2 protein-coding genes are annotated in these 2,781 nt (G+C 72.9%); one reads left to right on the forward strand and one right to left on the reverse strand.

Annotation, left to right across the window (positions count from 1 at the left end):
• Positions 1–68 precede the first annotated feature (68 nt).
• Positions 69–1,256: a bifunctional 2-methylcitrate synthase/citrate synthase gene (locus ACFWFR_RS18920; protein WP_191802186.1), complete on the forward strand. Its 1,188-nt coding sequence runs from the start codon at positions 69–71 to the stop codon at positions 1,254–1,256.
• Positions 1,257–1,325: 69 nt separating this feature from the next.
• Here the strand turns inward: ACFWFR_RS18920 and ACFWFR_RS18925 are convergent, their stop codons facing one another.
• Positions 1,326–2,564: an NAD(P)/FAD-dependent oxidoreductase gene (locus ACFWFR_RS18925; protein WP_377624125.1), complete on the reverse strand. Its 1,239-nt coding sequence runs from the start codon at positions 2,562–2,564 to the stop codon at positions 1,326–1,328.
• Positions 2,565–2,781 lie beyond the last annotated feature (217 nt).

The raw sequence follows: 2,781 nt of genomic DNA on the forward strand, positions 1-2,781 counted from the left end.
GAACTCTCGCCGGCTCCGACGACCCCGGTACGGCAGCACAGGACCCCGCATCACGAAGGAGTGAGCACATGACCACCAGCACCCCCGCAGACGGTGCCGCGGCCCCGGCGGCCGCCCAGGGCACGGCGTCCCCGGCCCCGAGCCCCGAGATCCGCAAGGGGCTCGCGGGCGTCGTCGTCGACACGACCGCGGTCTCCAAGGTCAACCCCGACACGAACTCGCTGCTCTACCGGGGCTACCCCGTCCAGGAGCTCGCGGCCCGCAAGAGCTTCGAGGAGGTCGCCTACCTCCTGTGGCACGGCGAGCTGCCGACCCCCGAGCAGCTCGCCGCGCAGACCGCCGTCGAACGGGAGAACCGCGCGCTGCCGGGCGAGGTCCGCAACGCGATCCTCGAGCTCCCCACGAGCTGCCACCCCATGGACGTGTGCCGCACCGCGGTCTCGGTCATGGGCGCGCACGACCCGAGCGCCGAGGACTCGTCCCCCGAGGCCGAGCACGCCAAGGCCCTGCGACTGTGGGCCATGATGCCCGCGGTCGTGGCCCTCGACCAGCGGCGTCGACGCGGTCAGCAGATCGTCGACCCCGACGAGGACCTCGGCTACGCCGAGAACTTCCTCCACATGACGTTCGGCGAGGTGCCCGACGCGTGCGTCGTGCGTGCGTTCGAGGTCTCCATGGTCCTGTACGCCGAGCACTCGTTCAACGCCTCGACGTTCACGGCCCGCGTCATCACCTCGACCCTCTCCGACCTGCACTCGGCCGTCACGGGCGCGATCGGCGCCCTCAAGGGAGCCCTGCACGGCGGCGCGAACGAGGCCGTCATGGCGACGTTCGCCGAGATCGGTACCGCCGACCGGGCCGCCGCCTGGCTCGACGAGGCGCTGGCCGACAAGCGCAAGATCATGGGGTTCGGCCATCGCGTCTACAAGAGCGGCGACTCGCGCGTGCCGACCATGAAGAAGACGCTCGACGACCTGGTCGCGCACCTCGGGACAGACGAGGCGACCGCGCTCGACGAGCTGTACGACGCGCTCGAGGCCGCGATGACCGAGCGCAAGGGCATCCTGCCGAACCTCGACTACCCGACGGGCCCCGCCTACCACCTCATGGGGTTCGACACCCCCACGTTCACGCCGCTGTTCGTCGCCGCGCGCGTCGTGGGGTGGACCGCGCACGTCGTCGAGCAGCGCGCCTCGAACGCTCTCATCCGGCCGCTGAGCCAGTACGTGGGACAGGCGCAGCGCGCGGTGCCGTGAGGGCCCTGTGCCGGGGCGCACGGGGGAGGGGCCACGTGCACCCCGGGCACCCCGCGCGCCCCGGTCCGGTCAGCCGCGGAACGCCTCCAGGGCCTCGCGGTCGACGGGCCCCTCGGCCCGGACGAGCTCCTCGACCCGCTCCATCTGCTCCCAGGTGTTGACGGCCATCCCGGCCTGGATGCGCTCGCCCGCGACCCAGAACGCGACGAGCTCGCTCGTCTCGAGCGACCCGCTCACGACGACCTCCGTCTCGGCCGGGTCCTCGACGAACCCCAGGTACTCCATGCCCACGTCGTACTGGTCGGAGAAGAAGTACGGGAGCTTGTCGTAGGGCTCTCGGGAGCCCAGCACGGAGCGCGCCGCGTGGGGACCGGTCTCGAGGGCCACCGACCAGTGCTCGACGCGCAGCGGGCGCCCGTAGCGCTGCGAGGGGACGCTCGCGATGTCCCCTGCGGCCCACACGTCCGGGGCGGACGTGCGCAGGGTCGCGTCGACCGCGAGCCCGCCACCGAGCGACCGGTCCCGGAGCGCGATGCCCGCGGCCTCGGCGAACCCGACGTTGGGGGTCACGCCCACGCCGACCACGACGACGTCGGCCGCTACGTGGGTCCCGTCCTCGACGTCCACGCCTGTCACGCGTCCCTCGCTGCCCGTGATCCCCACGACCTGGGCGTTGCGGTGCAGGTGCACCCCGTGGTCAGCGTGGACCTTGCCGTACATCTCGCCGAGCAGCGGGCCCAGGACCCTGCCCAGGGGATGCACCGAGCGCCCGACGACCGTGACGTCGAGTCCCATGGTGCGCGCCGAGGCCGCGACCTCCATCCCGATCCAGCCGTCGCCCACGACCGCGAGCCGCCCGGCACCCTCGCGGGCCGAGGCCTCGAGCGTGGCGGCCAGCAGGTCGGCGTGCTCGATCGTGCGCAGGTAGTGGACGCCCTGGAGGTCGGCACCGGGGACGGCGAACGAGCGTGGTGTCGAGCCCGTCGCGAGGAGCAGCCGCGAGTAGGGCAGGACGCTGCCGTCGATCAGGGTCAGGGCGTGGCCGGCGACGTCGATCGCCGCTGCCCGCGTGGCCGTCCGCAGGTCGACGTGGTGGTCGGTGTACCAGTCCTCGGGCAGCGGGAACAGGACGTCGCGCTCGGCCTCGCCGCGCAGGTAGTCCTTGGACAGCGGCGGGCGTTCGTAGGGTCGGTGAGGCTCGCTCGAGACGACCACGAGGTCGCCGTCGTACCCCTCGGTGCGCAGCGTCTCGGCGGCCTTCGCGGCGGCCAGCCCACCTCCGACGACGACGATCGGCTCCTCGGCCATGACGACTCCTCCGGTGCGGGGTGCGGGGACCCTCTGCTTGCTCAGCGCCCCACCCAGGACGACGGGTCCTCCGTCGGAGGACAGGACCGTTTCATCGTGTCACCGGAGCGGGCCCGGCGCAGCGGGGGCGAAGGGGCGGGCCGCCTGCTCAGGGGCAGCGGCACCGTCGTGGGCGCAGCGGTGCGGGAACGACGAAGGCCCGGAGTCCAGTGGACTC

Origin of the sequence: Oerskovia sp. NPDC060287 (genome assembly GCF_042726775.1) — a bacterium.
GTDB lineage: Bacteria > Actinomycetota > Actinomycetes > Actinomycetales > Cellulomonadaceae > Oerskovia > Oerskovia merdavium.